General features: G+C 67.8%; 14 protein-coding genes. 5 read left to right on the forward strand and 9 right to left on the reverse strand.

The genetic code is table 11. From position 1 onward, the window contains the following. Nucleotides 1-26: 26 nt before the first annotated feature. Nucleotides 27-1004, reverse strand: a complete 978-nt coding sequence (locus IAI54_RS25520; protein WP_187969848.1) for a VOC family protein — start codon at nt 1002-1004, stop codon at nt 27-29. A 216-nt stretch (nt 1005-1220) separates the two neighbouring features. On the opposite strand from IAI54_RS25520, the gene IAI54_RS25525 reads away from it, so the two are divergent. Both IAI54_RS25525 and IAI54_RS25530 read left to right on the forward strand, forming a co-directional pair. After that, the gene (locus IAI54_RS25525; protein WP_235679452.1) at nt 1221-1892 is read left to right on the forward strand and encodes a TRAP transporter small permease; all 672 of its coding nucleotides are present in this window, start codon (nt 1221-1223) and stop codon (nt 1890-1892) included. A gap of 15 nt (nt 1893-1907) precedes the next feature. Continuing rightward, entirely contained in the window at nt 1908-3206 is a 1299-nt protein-coding gene (locus IAI54_RS25530; protein ID WP_187969849.1) for a TRAP transporter large permease, read from the forward strand. 315 nt (nt 3207-3521) lie between these two features. Here IAI54_RS25530 and IAI54_RS25535 read toward each other — a convergent pair whose 3' ends face one another. The 3 genes from IAI54_RS25535 to IAI54_RS25545 all read right to left on the reverse strand — a co-directional run bounded on the left by IAI54_RS25535 (nt 3522) and on the right by IAI54_RS25545 (nt 5784). Next, nucleotides 3522-4286, reverse strand: a complete 765-nt coding sequence (locus tag IAI54_RS25535) for an SDR family NAD(P)-dependent oxidoreductase (protein WP_187969850.1) — start codon at nt 4284-4286, stop codon at nt 3522-3524. A gap of 26 nt (nt 4287-4312) precedes the next feature. Further along, nucleotides 4313-5293: an SDR family NAD(P)-dependent oxidoreductase gene (locus IAI54_RS25540; RefSeq protein WP_210321175.1), complete on the reverse strand. Its 981-nt coding sequence runs from the start codon at nt 5291-5293 to the stop codon at nt 4313-4315. A gap of 299 nt (nt 5294-5592) precedes the next feature. Further along, complete coding sequence (locus IAI54_RS25545) at nt 5593-5784, reverse strand: hypothetical protein (protein WP_187969851.1); 192 nt, start codon at nt 5782-5784, stop codon at nt 5593-5595. Between the two features lie 16 nt (nt 5785-5800). Between IAI54_RS25545 and IAI54_RS25550 the strand changes: the two genes are divergently transcribed. From IAI54_RS25550 to IAI54_RS25560, 3 genes are all read left to right on the forward strand, one after another. Continuing rightward, on the forward strand, nt 5801-6586 hold the full coding sequence (locus IAI54_RS25550; RefSeq protein ID WP_187969852.1) for a glycosyltransferase: 786 nt from the start codon (nt 5801-5803) through the stop codon (nt 6584-6586). Beyond that, nucleotides 6583-7893, forward strand: coding sequence for a Mur ligase family protein (locus IAI54_RS25555; protein ID WP_187969853.1), 1311 nt, complete (start codon nt 6583-6585; stop codon nt 7891-7893). The genes IAI54_RS25550 and IAI54_RS25555 overlap by 4 nt, the downstream gene beginning before the upstream one ends. An 83-nt stretch (nt 7894-7976) precedes the next feature. Continuing rightward, a complete protein-coding gene (locus IAI54_RS25560; protein ID WP_187969854.1) occupies nt 7977-9257 on the forward strand; it encodes a sugar-transfer associated ATP-grasp domain-containing protein in 1281 nt (426 codons plus the stop codon). 100 nt (nt 9258-9357) lie between these two features. On the opposite strand, the gene IAI54_RS25565 is transcribed toward IAI54_RS25560, so the two are convergent. The 5 genes from IAI54_RS25565 to IAI54_RS25585 all read right to left on the reverse strand — a co-directional run bounded on the left by IAI54_RS25565 (nt 9358) and on the right by IAI54_RS25585 (nt 17844). Continuing rightward, nucleotides 9358-10221, reverse strand: a complete 864-nt coding sequence (locus IAI54_RS25565) for a hypothetical protein (RefSeq protein WP_187969855.1) — start codon at nt 10219-10221, stop codon at nt 9358-9360. A gap of 255 nt (nt 10222-10476) precedes the next feature. Next, nucleotides 10477-13152 carry an AMP-binding protein gene (locus IAI54_RS25570; protein ID WP_187969856.1) on the reverse strand — a complete coding sequence of 892 codons (2676 nt, stop codon included), beginning with the start codon at nt 13150-13152 and terminating at the stop codon, nt 10477-10479. Beyond that, a complete protein-coding gene (locus IAI54_RS25575) occupies nt 13152-14648 on the reverse strand; it encodes a sugar ABC transporter ATP-binding protein (protein ID WP_187969857.1) in 1497 nt (498 codons plus the stop codon). The genes IAI54_RS25570 and IAI54_RS25575 overlap by 1 nt, the downstream gene beginning before the upstream one ends. Then, nucleotides 14645-15733 (reverse strand): NHL repeat-containing protein, encoded by a 1089-nt coding sequence (locus IAI54_RS25580; RefSeq protein ID WP_187969858.1) that lies wholly within the window; start codon nt 15731-15733, stop codon nt 14645-14647. Before IAI54_RS25580 ends, IAI54_RS25575 begins: the two co-directional genes overlap by 4 nt. Next, nucleotides 15730-17844, reverse strand: a complete 2115-nt coding sequence (locus IAI54_RS25585; protein WP_187969859.1) for an ABC transporter permease — start codon at nt 17842-17844, stop codon at nt 15730-15732. The genes IAI54_RS25580 and IAI54_RS25585 overlap by 4 nt, the downstream gene beginning before the upstream one ends. Between the last annotated feature and the right edge of the window lie 81 nt (nt 17845-17925).

The raw sequence follows: 17925 nt of genomic DNA on the forward strand, positions 1-17925 counted from the left end.
CGTCTTGGATGTCGGGGGAGGCGCGGCTATTCGCGGTGAACGACGCTGTCGAGCCAGGCGCAATTTGGCACCGGATCTGCGGCGCGGAAGCCGTCCCGTGCGGTCTTGAACCGCATTTCCCGCATCCTGCGCCGCACCTCGGAATCCTCCGGCAGATGCACACGCTCATGCCCCCAGGTCGAGGGTCCTTCATGTGTCTCGAAAGGCTGCCAGATCTTCGGGTCGATCACCTGCGCCCCCCATCCGTATTCGACGAAGAAGTCCGAGGGCGTTCGGGAGTAGAAGCTCAGCATGTGGTCGTTGGAGTGACGGCCGAGCGTATAGGCGATCCGATCCTGTTCCTGCTGCGCGATGTCGTATCCTTGTCCGACATCGTCCAGGGACTGCAGTTCGACCATGAAGTGGTGAATGCCCTTCCTTCCCGATCCCACCATCGCGAAGCTGTGATGGCGCCCGTTGATGTGGAAGAAGTAGAGGGGGTACGGCGTCAGGCCGTAGTCCGTCACCTGGAACCCGAGGAGATCGCGGTAAAAGGCCAGGAGCCGGTCGACCTTTTCCACATGCAGGACGGCATGACCCATGCCAAGCGCTCCGGTCTTGAAGCCGGAAATTGGCCGACCGGGAACGAACGGGTCGCTCGCGACCTCCGGGCCACAAAAGACCTCGAGGCGGTTTCCGTCAGGATCCTGCAACGAGATCAGCCGCGCGACATGGCGCTGATCCGCGAGGCCTCCGCCATGCTGCGTTACCTCGATCCCTGCATTTTCGAGCCGTCCAGCGAGGGCATCGAGATCGTCGGGGGAGGCAACTTCCCACCCCATGAAAGCCAGCCCCTCGTTTCCCTCGCCCGTGACGACGAGGCGCTGCTTGCGGTCGTCCATGCGGAACAGGCGGGACGATCCGCAGCCATCGACCTTCTGCATGCCGAGCAGGTTGGTGGCGAATCCTTCCCAGTCGGAGGTCTTGGACGAATTGATCCCGATGTAACCAAGTGAGGTCAGCATGTGGCATATCCCCTGCGATCGATGGTCGAACCCGGCTTCGAGGCACGGTTGGACGCCCGGCAGGCGATGGATCCCAAGCCGCTGCCGGTCATCCTCCCGCCAAGGGTGGTCCGAACCAGCGAATGACTAGCGCGGTCGTCCGTTGATTTCGCCGACGGAGAGATCGCCGTCCATCAGGTGGACGCTTCAGCCCCTTGCCTCGGCGCCACGGACTTGATGGCACCGATCCGTCTGCGCAAGACACCGGCAGCCGTCGGCCTGTCCGTCAGTTGGACAACATTGCAAAAGCTGTCATCGACAACGCGGCTGGTCTGCCAGATCAAGGAATTCGATCGTGTCGGGAGGAGATGCCGGTTGAACTCGATTGATCGCGGGCTGCGCAATGCGACACGCTGGCTGGCCCTGATCGGCTTCGCCGGTCTCTTCCTGTTGGCACTCATGACTACCCTCGATGTCCTCATGCGGTGGTTGTTTTCCGCACCGCTGCATGGCGTGAACGACGTGAGCGCCGTCGTCATGGGCGTCGTGATCGCGTGCTGTATCCCCGCGAACCTCGCGCAGCGAAACAACATCTCGGTCGAGATTTTCGGCGCCATGGCTGGCCCGCGGACCTCCAGGGCTCTCGCTGCCTTCTCGAGTTTGGTGGTTCTGGTCTTCATCGCGCTTATGGCCTGGCAGTTCGTACCATTCACCCAGGGCGTCTATAGCAGCGGACGGGAAACCTGGGTGCTCGCATGGCCTGTCTGGCCGTGGTGGTCGGTATCGACGCTGCTGTTGATCTTCGCGGCAATCGTACAGGCGGCCAATCTGACCCGCGATCTCGCGGCGCTCTTCACCGGTACCGGGTCGGGACGGACTGCTGCGCCGGACGAGTCCGACGAACGCTGACACGAGCAGGACCTCATGGACGCTTCAACTATCGCATTGATCGGTTTCGTCGGCATGTTCGTGCTGATCATCCTGCACGTTCCCATCGGCGTCGCGATGGCAGTCGTCGGGGTGGGGGGCTTCGCAGCGATCGCAGGCCCGGGACCTGCGCTCACTCTGCTGGCGACCGAGCCCGCTTCGACGATGTCGAGCCTCGATCTGGCTGTCATCCCGCTCTTCATGCTGATGGGCGGTCTCGCGACCGCAGGAGGTCTGGCGCGCGACATCTTCTCGTCCGCCCAGGCGCTGGTTGGTCACCGGCCGGGAGGACTGGCGGCGACGACGATTGTGGCGAGCGCGGGCTTCGGCGCAGTGTGCGGATCGGGCGTGGCGACGACTGCGACCTTCGGCCGGGTCGCTCTGCCGGAAATGCTGGAGCGCGGCTATTCGAAGGGAAGCGCTGCTGGATCGGTTGCCGCCGGGGGTACGCTCGGTATCATCGTTCCACCCTCCAGCATCATGGTGCTCTATGCAGTGCTGGCCGAGCAGTCGGTACTGAAACTGTTTTCGGCGGCGATCGTACCGGCAATCCTGTCTGTTGTTCTCTATCTCACGGCGATCTCGATCGTGGCGCGAAGAAATCCTTCGGCCATGCCCCGCACGGAACGGCTCCCTCTTCGAGAGAGGATCAGGGCGCTCGGCAAGTCCTGGGGAGCCATCGCACTCGCGATCGTGGTCCTCGGCGGCATCTATTCGGGTGTCTTCACGGTCAACGAGGCTGCGGCGGTTGGCGTGGTCTTTGCCTTCTTCTTCGCCCTGTTCAGGGGACGGCTCAACGGCGGGACCTTCCTTCACGTCCTGTCGGAAGCCAGCGTAGCGACGGTCATGATCTACGTGATGGTATTCGGCGCGATGATCTTTTCATATTTCGTAAGCGTAACGGGCATCACGGGCGACATCATCGGAGGCATCGAGCATCTGAGTCTCCCCCCGGTGGCCGTCGTTTTTCTTCTCGTCATCATCTACATCGTCCTCGGCGCCATTTTCGACGAGGTTGCGGCAATCGTGGTGACGCTGCCCTTCGTTCTCCCAGTCATCCTGGCGATGGGATACGACGCAGTCTGGTGGGGAATCCTCAACGTCTCGCTTGTCGGCATCGGCATGCTGACGCCGCCGATCGGCATCAACGTCATGCTACTCCGATCCATGCGGACCGACATCCCGCTTTCAGTGATTTACGGGGGGGTCACGCCCTACATTCTGGCAGACTGCGCCAGAATCGCGGTTCTGGTCCTCTTCCCCGCGGTCACGCTCTGGCTTCCAGGCATCATGTGAATTGCCCGAGCCCGCAACGGGGATTCACCATCTGCGCTGTCCGATCAGATCGAAGAAGGACCGGATTGGTCCTCGATCAGGATCCACCGAGCCTGACCACGCGCGATACGGACGTGATCTCGCCGAATCCGTGATTGAAGGTCTGCGCAGCAACAGGTCGTCGAACCGTGTCTGTGCCGAGGCGATCATCGAAGCCGCCTGCGACGCCTGGCGCAAGCTCCTCGCCCGCCGCACACGATCACGTCGATCGGAATGAGGGACCGGGCGCGTGCCGGTCAGGCAATATGACCGTTGGCGCTGCGCCGACTGCCGTCGTCAGGCCGGGCCCTTGCGTTCCTGAAGGATATTGCCCCCGTCGACGACGATCATGGCGCCATTGACATAGCTTGCAGTGTCGGAAGCGAGAAACTCCACCGCTGCCGCGACCTCGCTGGGCGTGCCGCATCTGCCCACGGGCGTGTTGCGACCTGCCTCGAGCTCTTCCTGCGTCGAAGCCGCAGTCGCGATCCAGCCGGGAGCCACGGAGTTGACCGTGACACCGGATGGACCCGCTTCGAGCGCAAGCGCGCGGGTCATGCCCATCATGCCGGCCTTGGCTGCGGAGTAGGCCGACTCACCGACGTTCGACACCAGAGGCCCGGTGACTGAAGCGATGTTGATGATCCGTCCGTGGGCTTGCGCCAGCATGTCGGGCAGGAACGCTCTGGTTGCCAGGAAAGCGGTCCTGAGGCTCACGGAGAGGGCGCGGTCCCAGTCGTCCTCGGAAAGCTCGACGAACCTCCGCTGCAGGGCTGGCTGAGCGACGGTCCCCATGCCCGCATTGTTGACCAGGATGTCGACCTGTCCGACGTGGAGACGGAGAGACTTCACTTCGTCTCCATCGGCAAGATCGGCGCGAAAGGCCGGAGCGTCGATGCCCATCCCCCGAAGTTCGGCCTGGCGTTCGAAGACCCGATCCGAAAACGACGTGATCGCCACCTCCACACCGACGTCGCCGAGGGCTCGGGCGATTGCCATCCCGATCCCGTCGGCGGACCCGACACCCGTCACGAGAGCACGTCGTGATTTCTGGAACTTCATCGGCACCGTCCGTCCGTCTCCGCCAGTCAGTAGCCTGACGTGACGCCGAAATCGATGGGGAGGGCGGCGCCCGTTATCGGTGCGGCGGCGTCCTCGCACAGATAATGGACGAGACTTGCGACCTCGTCTGCCCTGATGAAGCGAGCCCGGTCGGCTTGCGGATAATGCGCCAGGAGCGCCCGCTTGTAGCCCTCCGGATCGCCTTTGCCATAGGTAGTTGCCTGGTACTCGATCATCGGTGTCGCGACGTCTGCCGGGCAGACCGCGTTCACGCGGATGCCGCTCTCTGCCAGTTCGAGAGCCAGTGCCTTGGTCAGCAGGACCAGGCCACCTTTCGAGGCACAATAGACCGAAGCGCCCTTGTTGCCGACGAGACCCGCATCGGAGGCGATGTTGATGATGACTCCGCTGGTCTCCGTCAATGCCGGAATGCAGGCCGAAGCAAGGAAGAACGGGCCTTTGAGGTTCACGTCGAGCACGCGATCCCAGTCCGGCTCCAGAACGCTCTCGGCGGGACCTTCGAGCCAGACACCGGCTGCATTCACCAGGACGTCCACCCGGCCTGCCCAGCGGCGGCAGTCGGCGACGGCTTCCCGGCAACTGGCGGGCGAGGCGATGTCGAAGGGTATGGCGTGCACCTGAATGCCCGACGACCGCAGTCCGGCTTCCGCGGTGGCCAGGGATGGACCCGCCAGATCCGCCAGGGCGATCCGGTCCCCGCATCCGCCGAACTTCCTTGCGATCGCAAGGCCCATGCCGCCGGCGCCGCCTGCGATGAAGATGGTTCTCTTGGGCAAGCTCGCCTCCCGGGACCGACCTGGATTGATACGTTTCGTTGAGCGTGCGCCGACCGATCCTCGAGGGACCTGCGGTCGCAGCCCGTGATCGAGCGCGCGCGCGGCGCGATCCCGAAGGACGTCAAGTCGCATCCGGCCGCGAAGGTGCGGACGACTTTCTGGCGAATGCGAATGGTCCTCGTTTTCCTGGCCGCCTTCCTGCAGGTCCAACCATCGTCGAGATCGGCCGCACGAGCCGCCGCATCCGTGTACCGGCCCGGACGGCCTTTTCGACCCATCGAGATCCCATCGTGCTGCAACGGTCTGGCGCAGTGGCGATGGGTTCCAACGCGGCCGAGGTCGTGCCACGCGCTCCGCCGACGTTCTCGGAGACTCTTGGCAAGGCGTCAAGCCCCGGCATCGACAACGGTTGCCCCGACCTTTCGTCTGCGCCTCCGGTTCCGGGGGCGCCGGAGAGGAACCCGAGCCGCTTCCCGATCGCCGTCCGGGGACCATGCTGGGGAGCGCGATCACGGCGGACCGAACTTGCAAACAAGATGGGCGTCTGACAAAGTCCGGCGAAGAGGAGCAGCACTGCGCCGTGTGTCGATGCTCTGCAGATCGATCGTATTCTCCGGGATCGCGATCGTCTCGACAGGGGGACGGACCATCGAAGCAGACAAGGCTTCTTTGCCGTCGCGCGGAATGAAGATATCGGTCATAATTTCAACTTACGATATGCCTGACCATCTGGCGCGCGCGCTGTGCGGGTATTTTCGTCAGCTTCGCGAGCCGGACGAGATACTCGTGGCCGATGACGGATCCGGATCCGCGACCAGACGGGTCGTCCAGGACTGGTCGAGCCGCCTCCCCCTGCGCCACGTCTGGCAGGAAAAGAGCGGCTTCGGGAAATGCGCCGTCCTCAACAAGGCGATCGGCGCGGCATGCGGCGACTATCTGATCTTCTCCGACGGCGACTGCATACCCGAGCCCGCCTTCCTCCAGGTCCATGCCTCGGAGGCGGCGCCGGGCCAGTTTCTCTCCGGGGGGGCGATCCGGCTCGGCCGCGCGGCGACCGAAAGGCTGCGGCAGGAGGACGTCGTCGATGGCCGGATCTTCACGCCGGACTGGCTCGCGCGGAACGGCGTCCGGCTGCGCGAGCGCCTGAAACTCTCCGGCAGCGGGACCCTGCGGCGACTCATCAACCGCGCCAGCCCGACGCAGCCGACCTTCAACGGCAACAATGCCTCAGCCTGGCGGTCCGATGTCGTGCGGGTGAACGGATTCGACGAGCGGATGGTCTACGGCGGACTGGACCGGGATCTGGGCGAGCGGCTGGAGCGCGTGGGCGTGAGGGGCCGGAGCATCCGCTACGCCGCCACCCTGATCCACCTCGATCACCCGCGCAGCTACAAGTCCTCCGCTGGAATGGCGGCCAATCTTCGGATACGGACGGAGAACAGGTTTCTGGGCAGAAGCTGGACACCTTACGGTCTCCAGAAGGGCGAGGATTCCGGCCGATGACGTTTCTCTCGCGCGGGCGGACGAGCCTCCGGGCGGCCCTGCGGCAGATGCGGGAGACCTACGTCTTTCCGCTGAAGCTCGCCTATGCCTCGGCGCGCCGCCGCTCCATGCGCGGCATGACGGTGATCGGCATCACCGGAAGCTCCGGCAAGTCGACCACGACGGCCCTCCTGAGCGGGATTCTCGCGGAGGACCATCGGGTCGCGTTCAACCGGCTCGAGAATCACATCAGTTCCGTCGCCCGCACGCTCCGCAAGGCCCCTCGCGACACGCAGTACGCGGTCATCGAAGTCTCGGCAGGGGATACGCCGAAGATCGAGAAGACGGCGAAACTCATCGGCCCGGACGTCGCGGTGGTGACGATGGTCGCTCTGGAGCACCACAAGACCTTCCGGACCCCCGAAGGGGTCTGTCGGGAGAAGGGCCATCTCGTCGAGGCGCTCGGCCCGTCGGGGCTCGCCGTCCTCAACTTCGACGACCCGCTCGTGATGTCGATGACAGGTCGCACCTCCGCCCGGGTCGTCACCTTCGGGCTTTCGGCAGGCGCGGACTACGTCGCGAGCGAGATCGTCAGCGGCCTCGGAACGGGCCTGCGGATGCGCATCGACGGCAAGGGACAGACCGTCGAACTCGCGCTTCAGCTCTATGGCCGGCACTTCTACCTGCCGGTTCTGGCCGCCGTCGCCTGCGCCCTCGAACTGGGGATCGCGCCCCCCACCATCCGCAAGGCCCTGGCGGGTTTCGAAGGCTACGGCAACCGCTGCGGCATCGTGCGGATCCCGGACGGGCCGGTCTTCCTCGTCGACACGTGCAAGAGCCCCGCGCATTCGGTCACGCTGCCGATGGACATGCTGAAGACGGAGACGGCGCCCCGCAAGACGGTCGTCCTCGGTCACGTTTCCGACTATGGCGGCAATCCGAGGAAGGTCTACTCCGCCGCGGTCCGGCATGCGGCGACCGTGGCCGACCGGATCGTTCTGACGGGTCCGACGTCTCACAAGGCGCGGGTCCCCGAACTGGAGGAGAGCCACCGGATCGTCAGACTGCCGGAGGTCCACGAGGTCGCCGACTTCCTGAAGACCTCCGCGCTGCCGGGCGAGATCATTCTTCTGAAGAGCTCCCAGAACATCCATCTCGAGCGGGCCTATCTGGCCTTCCTGCAGGACGTGAACTGCCGGATCCCGGAATGCGGCCGCACGTCGGGCTGCATCAGTTGCGGTCTCTCGGGTCTCCCCGGATCGGAGCATCCCCGCCGGGAACATCAGCGCAGGCGCCTGGTGCAGGCCCTGAAGAGCGGGAAGAGCTGACGCCGGTGGACGCCGCTTCGACATCACCCTCTTCCCGCCGCGACGCGCATGCCGGGCCGGTCGTTCAGGCGGTGGAGCCTTCGATGGCGCGGGTCACCACGCCCGCGCCCATCGACCTCTTCGTTTCCTTTCGCCATCGGCCGTCCACCCCGCTGAACTGGCTCAGGGCGGCGCGCGCCGCGGCCGTCTGGCGCGCGAGGCCCGGACTCCGCCGCCTTCCGGTCGTCCTGCGCATCGGCGGGTGGGCGCTGCGTTTCGTCCCCGATCTCGTCCGCCACGTCTGGCGCAACGGCGGCACCTGGAAGCGCAACATGGGCCGCAGCCATGCGCAGCAGGTGATCGACCTGGTCAGGGCGGCGACCGGCAACGCGCTGATGCCGCGCGACTATTACGGCTGCGACATGGCGCGGCACGCCGGGTCGGCCACGTTCTTCGAGCTGTTCCCCTACCAGCTCTACGCGACGCCCGTGCTGGCGCTGTCGGCGAAGGAGGAGGTGCGGCTGGCGAACGACAAGCTGCGCCTTGCCGCCCGGCTGACCGAAGGCGGCGTTCCCACTCCCGAAATCCTCGCGATCGTCCGCAATGGTACGCTTCTCGACGGGGAAGGACGGCCGGTCGACCTCCCGCGGCGCGACGTCCTGTTCAAGCCGACCGGCGGCATGCAGGGAAACGGCATTTCGATCTGGCGGCATGGTCCGTCCGGCACATGGACCCGTGGCGCGGAATCGCTGCGGGAGGAGGCTCTGCGGCAGCGCCTGTCGCGGGAAGCGGGGCCACGGGGCGCCATGCTTCAGGAGGTCCTCACGAACCATGCGTCCGTGCGTCCTTTCGCGCCCTTCGCACTGTCCAGTTTCCGCATCGTCACCGTGCTCGACGAGCATCGCGTGCCGGAAGTGGTCATCTGCCAGTTCCGGACGGCCACCGACGCGGCGGGCGTCGTCGACAACTACCATGCCGGCGGCTGTCTCTTCGCCATCGACATCGAGACGGGGCGCTTCGGCGTCGGCCACAAGGGAGACTTCGCGCGCCGGCCGCAAGGCATCGTCTCCCATCCCGCGACCGGTGCGGCGATCACGGGCGAGGTGGTTCCCGGTCTCGAAACCTCCAAGGCCCTGGCTGCGCGGGCACACGCCCTGCTGCCGACGGTGATCTGCATCGGCTGGGACATAGCCCTCACCGAGAAGGGCCACGTCGTTCTCGAGGCGAACGTGCCTCCCGGTCTGCAGCCTTCGCAGCAGCTGGCCGTCGGCCCCCGGGCGCGCCGCAGGTTCGTGGAACTGCTGGGGCACCATGCCCGGGCATGGCTGGAAGCGACCGAGCCGTCGCGATCGCGCTTCCTGGTCGGGCGGTCTCTCGAGGACTAGGGCAGGGGTCCCGAAACCGGGCACCGGTTCGGGCGACTGCCCGTGCGCGAGGTCGAAGAGGTGAAGCCTGCGGAGCGGATCCGAAGGGTCGCGACGCGCTTCAGGCGCCTCCGTTGCCGGCCGAAAAGCTCGCGATGCCCGTCGAGAGCCGTTGCATCACGTCGCGGTCTTCGCCGACCGGGATAGACACGCGCGAGGGGGTGCGGTTGGCATCGAAGACGACCGGTCCGTCCTGCGAATAGGCCCAGTCGATCTTTCCGAAGTCCATCCGATGGCGCTCCCGGAACGCCCGGACCTCGACGGGAACCTCGGGGTCGTGCCGGCGCTCCACCGCTCGCGTCCCGCGTCCCGTCGGGCTTTCGCTGAGTTCGAGGCGACCATAGCCCTGGTCGCCGAGGAACACCCAGATCCGGCTCGCGAAGAGGTCGCCCGCCCGCTCGGGCAGGAACTTCTCCACGACGAGAGATCGATCCTTCCAGACCCATGCCGGAACCAGTTCCTTGGCCGGCAGGACGGGATAGTCGTTGGGCGGCAGTTCGCGGACCGACCGCCACAGGCCGCGACGCGCGAATTCCCGCCGCAGCAGGCCCAGCGGCTGCTTCAGGAACCAGAGCCGGTCCCGTCGCATCTCGGGCTTTCCGCCGCGGTTGAGATCGGTCTTGACGATGACCGGGCCGGCGTAGGGATCGTCGGCGGTCACCAGATTGTGGCTGATCTTCCGCTTCGAGATGTCCTGCAGGCCGCCGTTCACGAGGGAGGGATAGCGCCGCGCCCAGTCGAGCGTGGACTGCCGGATGCGCGTCAGGTCGATGTGGAGGATGCCGACGTCGCCGGGAGCCTCGTCGGCGAGCGCCTGCACCACGCGCACCGCATGTCCGCCCTCACGCCAGAATGCCATCAGGAAGGCCATGTGGTGCATGGGCCGGAGGTCCCGCGCACTCTCCACGATCACGTCGATCTTCATGTCCGTTCGTTCGCCATTCTCGATGCCGGGCGCGACGACTCTCCGGCCGGGGGCGGGCCGATCCTCGCCGTTCATCGTAGGGAACCCGTCGCGCTGCGTCCATCGCCGGCGAAGGCCCGTCGCGCGGGCCGGCCGCACGGGAAAACCGACATCGGCCCGCGCGCCCTTGGTCGTGCCGGCCATTGCCGCAGCGGGCGACCCCGCGGGCGGAGCGGCAGGACGCACCCCGCGCGCCGCACGCGTATCCCGTCCTGCCTACCGGCCGTCCCCGAACACGGGCCGTCGCTTGGCGCGGAAGGCGGCGAGACCCTCGGCGAGATCGGCGCCCTCCAGGTGCCGCCGGAAGCGGTCGATCTCGGCGCGCAGGCGGGCCTGGCGCCCGTCGTCCGCAGAGGGGCGCGTCAGCGCCTTGACGTGCCGTACGACTTCGGGGCTCGCCGCGCAGATCTCGCGGGCGATCTCGACGGCGCGGATCATCAGGCGGTCCTGCGGCAGCACCTCGTCGACGAGGCCCCATTCGGCCATGGTCTGCGCGTCGACCAGCGCGGCGGTATAGAACAGCCGGGCGGCGCGGCCGCGACCGATGCGCTCCGTCAGCCGCACGGTGGCGCCGCCGGCCGGCACCACGCCGTATTTCGCATGGCCGTCGCCCATCCGTGCGCCGTCGGCGGCAAGGATCATGTCGCAGGCGAGCAGCAGTTCCAGCCCGCCGGCCACCGTCGTCCCGTTCGCCGCGCCGATCACCGGGACGGGCAGGTCCTCGATCATCTGGATGACGGACAGATTGTAGGCGAGCGTATCGATCAGCGCCGTGCCGCCGGAGGCGCGCAGCGCCTCGAACTCGATCAGGTCGCCGCCGGCGCAGAAGGCGCGGCCGCTCCCGGTCAGGATCACCGCGCGCAGGCCGGGCAGCGCCGCGACGGCGCGCAGCCGGCGCTCCAGCGACTGCATCATCGCCGCGGAGGCCGCGTTGAGGGTTTCGGGCCGGTTCAGGGTCAGGGTGGCGATGCCCGCCTCGAAGGACAGGAGCACGGGTTCGTCCGCTGCTTCGGCCGGCATCGCCCGCACGACATAGGTCTGCGGCAGCGGGGCGAGGGCGGCCTCGAGCGCCGCGACCTGCGCCGGCGCGGCCCCGTTCAGCGCGATGTCGACGCGGATGCGCATCTGCGCGTCCGACGCCACCTCGACCGATGCGACGGCGCCCGGACCGCAGGCGCGCTCGACCTCGATCCGCACCTTTTCGCGGATCGCCAGGTCGCGCAGCGCCGGCTTGAAGATCTTGCCGACCGCCGTCACCGGCAGCGCGTCGAGGGTCAGCACGGTGCGCGGCCGCGCCGGCGGCTCGTGGATGTGCTCGCCCAGATGCCGCTGCAGAGCCTCGAGGTCGATCGCCGTGCCGGGCTGCGGCACGACGAACAGCGCGGGCACCTCGCCGGCGTGCTGGTCGGGCATGCCCACCGCGGCACTGATCTGCACGCCGGGGAAGCGGTTGGCGACGTCCTCGATCGCCGCCGGGTCGATGTTGTGGCCGCCGCGCACGATCAGGTCCTTCTCGCGGCCGGTCAGCACCAGCCGGCCGTCGGCGGTCAGGTGGCCGACGTCGCCGGTCGTCAGCCAGCCGTCGGCGGCCAGCGTGCCGCGGTCGTGGGCGGGATCGACATAGCCTGGAAAGACCTGGCGGCCGCGCACCTGCACCAGCCCGGTCTCGTCCGGGGCGCATGGCGCCTCGCCAGCGCCGAAGCGCACCACCCGGACCTGCGAGTACGGCGCGCGGAAGCCGACGCTGCCCGCCACCGGCGTCCCCCGCCCGGGATTGAAGGCGATGGCGGCGGCCGTCTCGGTCATGCCGTAGGTCTCGTAGAGGCGGATGCCGGTCGTGGCCTCAAAGCGGCTGCCCACGGCTGCCGGCAGCACCGCACCGCCGGTCACGGCCATGCGCACGGCCGACACGTCGGTTCCCGCGCGCCAGCCGTTGGTGATCGCCGCGATCGAGGTCGGAACCCCGCCGACGACGGTCGCGCCGAAGGCCTCGACCAGGCTCCAGTAGCGCTCGATCACCTGCGGCGGGCGCAGCCCGTGCGGCGAGGGCACCACCACGTGGCCGCCGGCCGCCAGCACCGACAGGCCGACCGTCATCGTGCCGCCGACATGGAACAGCGGGAAGCCGTTGATGACGACGTCGCGCTCGTCATAGCCGAACACCTGCGCGAAGCCGAAGGCGGCATGGATCTGGTTGCCATGCGTCAGCTGCACGAGCTTGGGCCGGCCGGTGGTGCCGCCGGTGTGGAACAGCGCGCAGACTGCGTCGCGATCCTCCGTTGGCGCGAAGTCGAGCGCGTCGGCCCGCTGCGCGGCCAGCGCATCGTCGAGCCGCTCCCATCCCTGCGGCAACTCTCCCGAGCCGCCGATCACCAGCACGCGCTGCAGCGTCGGCACCGCGGCGAGAATGCCCTGCGCCTTGCCGAAGCAGGCCGCGTCGAACTCTCGCGCCGGCACGACGAGCAGGGTCGCCTTCTCCGCCGCGAGCAGGTCGACGATCGCCTCGCGGCTGAGCAGATGGTTGAGCGTGCTCGCCACGCCCGCCACCTGCGCCCCGAACAGCAGCGGAAACAGCTCCGGCACCGTCGGCGACAGGAAGGCCGCCACGCCGTGCCCCGGCGCGATCCCGAGCGCGCGGAACAGGTTGGCCGCGCGCGTCACCGCGCCGAGCAGGTCGCGGTGCGTCAGCGAGACCCCGACATCGGCCGGATCCGGGGAGCGCAGCACGGTCAGCGCCTTGCGCGTGCCGGCATGGTCGGCGGTCGCCAGGAACAGGTCGTAGAGGTTGTGCGCCGTCACCAGATCGTCATAGGGCAGGGCCTCGATCGCCTCGATGTCCGCGATGGTGCGGACCTCGCGGACGGGCCGCGTCGTCTTCAGCACCCGCGCCATCAGTGCACCGCGGCATACATGATCGTTTCCTCGTCGGTGCGGTGCCCGTCGAACTCCTCGACGATGCGGCCCTGCCGGCAGACCAGGATGCGGTCGGAAAGCTGCAGGATTTCCGGCAGGTAGGACGAGATCACCATCACCGCGATGCCGTCGTCGGCGAGCCGGTTGATCAGCTGGTGGATCTCGGCGATGGCGCCGACGTCGACGCCGCGCGTCGGTTCGTCGAAGATCACCAGCCGCGGCTTCTGCACCAGCGCCTTGGCGACGACCACCTTCTGCTGGTTGCCGCCCGACAGTTCGATCACCTTCGCATCGGCATTGATCGCCTTGACGTTCAGCGCCGCGATCCACTCCTGCGCCACCGCACGCATCTCGCTCATCGACACGGTCGCCGATTTGGTCCGCCCGCCGGCCAGCGCGCCGAGATGGATGTTCTCGGCGATCGACATGGTCTCGAAGAAGCCTTCGAGCTTGCGGTCCTCGGTGACGTAGAGGATGCCGTCGCGCACCGCCGGCCGCGGCACCCGGTAGCGCACCGGGCGGCCGTCGAGCCGCACCTGGCCGCCGTGGAACAGGTCGCGCTTGAGCACGCCCGAGACCACCTTCGCCGTCTCGGTGCGGCCCGAGCCGATGAGCCCGAAGACGCCGGTGATCTGGCCGGCGAAGAGGGAGAAGGACGTGTTGCGCACGACGCTGCCCATCGACAGGTTCTGCACGCTGAGCACCTTCTCGCCCGCCGGACGGATGCGGCGGCCTTCCGTCGAGCCGTAGATCTCGCTGCTCAGAGTGCGTCCCACCATCGCCCGCACGATCTTCTCGCGATCGAAGGCGGAGACCGCGTCGGTGACGACGTGCTCGCCGTCGCGCATGATGGTGATCCGGTCGGCGATCGCCAGCGCCTCTTCCAGCGCGTGGCTGATGAAGATGATCGACACGCCGCGCTGCTTCAGCCGGGCGACCAGCGAGAAGAACTGGTGCTTCTCCTCCGGCGTCAGCGTCGCCGTCGGTTCGTCGAAGATGATCACCTGCGCATTGTGGTGCACGGCGCGCGCGATCTCGACCATCTGCTTCTGGCCGGCGCCCAGCGCCGACACCATCGCGGTCGGATCGACGTGGAAGTTCAGCGACTGCAGGAACTGCTGGCCGGCGATGTAGATGCCGCGCAGGCGGTGGAAGCGCTGCGCGTCGGTCATGTAGATGTTCTGCGCCACGGTGAGCGAGGGGACGAGGCTGGTCTCCTGGTAGACCATCGCGATCCCGCGCTTCAGGGCTTCGGAAGGCGATCCGATGTCGGCTTTCGCGCCGTCGATCCAGATCTCGCCGGAGGTCGGCTGCACGACGCCGGCGATCATCTTGGTCAGCGTCGACTTGCCGGCGCCGTTTTCGCCGAGCAGCGCATGCACCTCGCCGCGTTCGAGCGTGAAGGACACGTTTCGCACCGCGGGGACGCCGCGATATTCCTTCGTGCCGTTGCGGACTTCGACGATCGGGTTCACGCCGCATCTCCCTTCGCGTCCGCGAGCGGCATCCGCACGACGACGCCGTCGCCGCGCGCCGCAACGATGACCTCGCCGCCATGCTCGATCACGCTGGTGACGCCGTGGGCGGCGCCGTCCGCGCGGCTCTGCAGGCTGACGCGCGGCTGGAAAGACGCATCGAGCCGGGCGCAGAGGCCGAACGACATCGTCGGAGCCCATGGCTTCAGAAGCCCCAGATGCTTCACGCCGCCGCCCTGCAGCGGCTCGTAATAGCTGCTGCCGGACCTGAGCTTGGGCGCGACCCAGAAGGGCTGCGGCACCTCCGCCATCATCCGCCGCCGATAGGCGGGTTCGCGCAGCACGAACTCGACCAGCTGGCTGCGGGGCGCAAACAGCGAGAGCCACCATCCGTCGGCGGCCGGCGACAGGCGTCCGGGATATCCCGGCAGGTCGGCAAGCACCACCCGGTCGGCCCGTCCCTTCGGGTCGAGGCGGACGAGACGATGCCGCCAGGCCTCCGACACCACGATGCCGGAAGGGTCCGGCGCGATGCCGGCGGGCCAGGCGAGGCCGTTGGCGATGCGCGTCGCGGCGCCGCTGTCGAGGTCGATGCGCCAGAGGCTGCCCGACGCGTTCTGCTCCAAGAGGTCGCGCTGCCACTCGTCCGCGCCGTTGGTCGCCGAGCCGTTGGCGAGGTAGAGCGCGCCCTCGGTCGCCGCGATCGCGGTGATGCAGCGGACGGCCGGATCGGCCCGGTAGCGCCGCCCGTCGAAGGGGCCGCCCTCGATCAGCACGTAGCCGCTGTCGAGCGCCACGGCGAGGCCGTCGGCACCCACGGCGGCGAGGCAGACGACCGTCGAGCCATAGGTCTTGCGCACCATCCAGCGTCCGTCCGGCAGCGGCGCATGGACGCCGCTTCCGGCGGCGGCGACGAGCGCGCCGTTCTGCACGGCCAGGCAGTCGACGCCTGGCAGGGGCACGCGCGATGGCGCCTGGTCGAGCAGGCGGTTCGGCCGCAGCGCGCCGTCGAGCGGCGGCACGGTGACGGCGGCCTCGCCGCGACCGAGCAGATTGTCGAAGGTGCGGGAGAGGAGGCCGATCATGACTGGCTCCAGTAGGAGGACTGTCCCGTCCATGCCGGGTCCATGCCGTCGAGCTTCAGCCGCCCGACGCGGTTGTTGAGGATGCCGCCGATGTAGAGATGCCCCTTGTGCTCGCGCATCGACGTGATCATCGGATGGTTCTCGCCGCCGAAATCCCACAGCGTCTCGATGATCCGGCCGGTCTCGTCGAAGCGGACGACGCAGCCGGTGTTGATGTTGGGGTACATCCATTCGTCCGGCGCGATGCGGCGCGCCATGCGCTTGCGGAAGCCCGGCATCTTCAGCGCCAGGTCGAGCGACGGCGTGCGGATGCCGACCAGCGCCAGCCAGTAGCTGCCGTCGGAGGCGCGGTTGATGTTGTCGGGATAGCCGGGCAGGTCCGGGATCACCGTTTCCACGGTGCCCTTCTTCGGTCCGTCGAACCAGTAGCGGCTGACGCGGCAGGCCCAGGTCTCGGCGAACAGGAAGGACTGTCCGTCGTGCGTCATGCAGATGCCGTTCGGAAAGACCAGGTTCTTCAGCACGGTCCGCGTCGAGCCGGTCCTGGGGTCGTAGCAGATGATGCGGCCGTTGCCGCGCGATTCCAGGCAGTCGACCGGCCATTCGTGCATCTCGTAGCGCACGGTCGCCTCGCTGAAGAAGACGCGGCCGTCTGGCGCGATGTCGAGATCGTCGGCGAGCCTCAGGCGCGAATCGTCGATGATCGAGAACCAGGAGCGGTTGGTCTCGTCGGTCAGCTTCTCGACGGTCCGGTCCATGCCGATCCGGTAGAGGCCCATGCCGCCGATGCAGACCAGCAGGGCGCCGTCCTTCGCGAAGGCCATGCCGAGCGGCCGTCCGCCGGTATGCGCGAACACCTCCTGCTGCGTGTAGTCGGGCGCCAGGAAGCGGACGATGTCGCCGGTGCGGTTGCCGACATAGATGTTGTCGTCGCCGTCGAGGATCACGTCCTCCGGCCCGTCGATCCGGTCGAGGCCGATCGCCTCGACGGGGCGCAGCCGGTCGTTCAGGGCATAGGCCGACGCGCCGGATGTCGCGGGCGCCGGAGGCAGTTCCGAATAGGTCGGCGACACGTAGACCTTCGACAGGAACTTGTGCCGGTTCTTCAGCCAGCGGACGTCGATGGCGACGGCGAGGAGCAGCACGGCGCCGAGCAGCAGCGAATTGGCGCCGCTGGTCACGCCGAGCCGCACCAGGCTGTTGACCATGATCATCACGATGACCGACCCGATCACCGCCTTCGCCGCCGAGCCGCGGCCGCCGCCGAGGCTGTTGCCGCCGAGCACGGCGGCCGTCAGCGCGGCGATCTCGAGGCCGATGCCGGTGTCGGCGCCCGCGCCGCCGAGCCGCGAGGCGAACAGCGCGCCGGCGAGTGCCGCCAGCGTCCCCGACACGACGTAGGTCGTGCAGATCACCCGGCGCACCGGGATGCCGACATTGTGCGCCGACCGGCGCGAGCCGCCGACGGCGAGCACGTGCCAGCCCGCGCGGCTCCGGCTGAGGAACAGGTGGAGGACGATAGCGAGCGTTACCGCGACGACGACGCTGAAGGGCACGCCCAGCACGTCGCCTTCCCCGAGATAATACCAGGCGTCGGACTCGGGAAAGACCGCGGCGATCGCGACGGAATACTTCAGGAGCAGCATGTCGACGACGGCGCGCACGATGATCAGCGTCGCCAGGGTCGTCAGGAAGGCCCGCAGGCGCAGATAGCCGACGAGCAGCCCGTTGACGAGCCCGACGGCCGCACCGCAGGCGAGGGTGGCGGCGATCACCGCGGGCACCGGCCATCCGGCGACGCTGAGCAGGGCCAGCGCCACGATGTTGCCCAGCGCGAACACCGAGCCCACGCTGAGGTCGATCCCGCCCGCCACCATGACGATGGTCAGCGCGAGCACGATTAGGCTGAACTCGCCCCATTGCCGCGACAGGTTGGAAATGCTCGCCGAACCGAAGAAGTCGGGGATCAGCGACCCGAACACGCCGACGACGATCAGCAGGATGGCGACGGGGATCGCGTTGTCGACCCAGCGCTTGGTGAGGATCTCGCCGACCAGGTGGTCGGGCACGAGCCGGTAGCGCCAGCGTGCGATCGTGTCGGATGCGGCCATGTTCGTTCTCGCAGGGAAAGCAGGACACGGGCGGCGGACGCCGCCCGTGAGGCGGCCTTTGCCGCCCTTGTCGACCGGGCC

It is taken from the genome of Aquibium microcysteis (genome assembly GCF_014495845.1).
GTDB classification, from domain to species: domain Bacteria; phylum Pseudomonadota; class Alphaproteobacteria; order Rhizobiales; family Rhizobiaceae; genus Aquibium; species Aquibium microcysteis.

Excerpts from the sequence above, each read along its gene's own strand:
- IAI54_RS25545 (WP_187969851.1), bottom strand. The coding sequence starts at position 5,784 with ATGACCGATATCTTCATTCCGCGCGACGGCAAAGAAGCCTTGTCTGCT.
- IAI54_RS25550 (WP_187969852.1), top strand. The coding sequence starts at position 5,801 with ATGCCTGACCATCTGGCGCGCGCGCTGTGCGGGTATTTTCGTCAGCTT.
- IAI54_RS25555 (WP_187969853.1), top strand. The coding sequence starts at position 6,583 with ATGACGTTTCTCTCGCGCGGGCGGACGAGCCTCCGGGCGGCCCTGCGG.
- IAI54_RS25560 (WP_187969854.1), top strand. The coding sequence starts at position 7,977 with ATGGCGCGGGTCACCACGCCCGCGCCCATCGACCTCTTCGTTTCCTTT.
- IAI54_RS25580 (WP_187969858.1), bottom strand. The coding sequence starts at position 15,733 with ATGATCGGCCTCCTCTCCCGCACCTTCGACAATCTGCTCGGTCGCGGC.
- IAI54_RS25525 (WP_235679452.1), top strand. The coding sequence starts at position 1,221 with ATGGCACCGATCCGTCTGCGCAAGACACCGGCAGCCGTCGGCCTGTCC.
- IAI54_RS25520 (WP_187969848.1), bottom strand. The coding sequence starts at position 1,004 with ATGCTGACCTCACTTGGTTACATCGGGATCAATTCGTCCAAGACCTCC.
- IAI54_RS25585 (WP_187969859.1), bottom strand. The coding sequence starts at position 17,844 with ATGGCCGCATCCGACACGATCGCACGCTGGCGCTACCGGCTCGTGCCC.
- IAI54_RS25570 (WP_187969856.1), bottom strand. The coding sequence starts at position 13,152 with ATGGCGCGGGTGCTGAAGACGACGCGGCCCGTCCGCGAGGTCCGCACC.
- IAI54_RS25565 (WP_187969855.1), bottom strand. The coding sequence starts at position 10,221 with ATGAAGATCGACGTGATCGTGGAGAGTGCGCGGGACCTCCGGCCCATG.
- IAI54_RS25535 (WP_187969850.1), bottom strand. The coding sequence starts at position 4,286 with ATGAAGTTCCAGAAATCACGACGTGCTCTCGTGACGGGTGTCGGGTCC.
- IAI54_RS25530 (WP_187969849.1), top strand. The coding sequence starts at position 1,908 with ATGGACGCTTCAACTATCGCATTGATCGGTTTCGTCGGCATGTTCGTG.